Source organism: Vibrio sp. Vb0349, assembly GCF_033338975.1.
This window is the reverse complement of the sequence record NZ_JAWOTS010000380.1, coordinates 1-1,112: the sequence shown is the minus strand read 5'-3', so window position 1 is coordinate 1,112 and position 1,112 is coordinate 1. Positions and strand designations below refer to the sequence as shown.

Below are 1,112 nucleotides of genomic sequence, written 5' to 3'. Positions count from 1 at the left end.
CTTGCAGTGACAGCTCTTCCAGTGCACAACCTTTGGCAATCGCCCCAACGACAGCCACACCGACAATATGATGCGCTTCTCGGAAAGGAATGCCTTTCGCGACCAAGTAGTCCGCTAATTCTGTGGCATTGGCGTAGCCTTGTTTCGCGGCTTCTAACGTACGTTCGCCATTAACCTTAATCCCATCGAAACACAACGCTGCCATTTCCATACAGTCGTTCCATGTATCAAGCGCATCGAACAAGCCTTCTTTGTCTTCTTGCATGTCTTTGTTGTACGCCAGTGGCAGGGCTTTGACTGTCATCATCATGCCAGCAAGTGCGCCGTACACGCGACCAGTCTTACCACGAATGAGCTCTAGCGCATCTGGGTTTTTCTTCTGTGGCATCAATGACGAGCCAGATGTCACTGTATCTGCCAACTCAATGAAGTTCGACTCACCTGAGTTGTAGAAAATCATATCTTCCGCAAGACGTGACAAGTGCAGCATAGAAATAGAAGCGACAGACATCAGTTCCATCACATGGTCACGATCCGATACCGAATCGAGTGAGTTACGCGTAGCACGATGAAAGCCAAGATTATGCGCCAATTGTTCACGATCAATTGGGTAAGCAGTACCAGCTAATGCGCCAGAACCTAGCGGACAGGTATCTAAACGTTGCAGCGCATCACTCAGACGTGAGTAATCACGCTCAAACATTTCAACATACGCCAAACACCAATGAGCAAACGTCACAGGCTGAGCACGTTGTAAGTGAGTATAACCAGGCAAAACCGTACCTTGATGTTGTTTCGCCACTTGCACCATTTGCGATTGTAGACGATCAAGTGCAATAAGAAGTTGCTGCCCTTGCTGACGACACCAAAGCTTTAAGTCGGTCGCCACTTGGTCGTTACGAGAACGACCAGTGTGCAGCTTTTTACCTAAGTCGCCGACTTTGCTGATCAACTGCTGTTCCACCCACGAGTGAATGTCTTCAGCATCAGAGCGTAAAATCTGATGCGGATCTTCCATCACTTCGAGTTTCAACTCATTTAAAGCGAGCTCGAGCTTTTGCTGCTCTTCTGCTGATAATACACCAACCGAAAGCAATGCTTTAGACCACGCA

Annotated in this window: 1 protein-coding gene; it reads right to left on the bottom strand. The window is 48.2% G+C overall.

What is annotated here, in order from left to right:
- On the bottom strand, positions 1 to 1,112 hold a 1,112-nt coding region (argH, locus tag R7Q47_RS26005), incomplete at both ends, for an argininosuccinate lyase (RefSeq protein ID WP_318090229.1).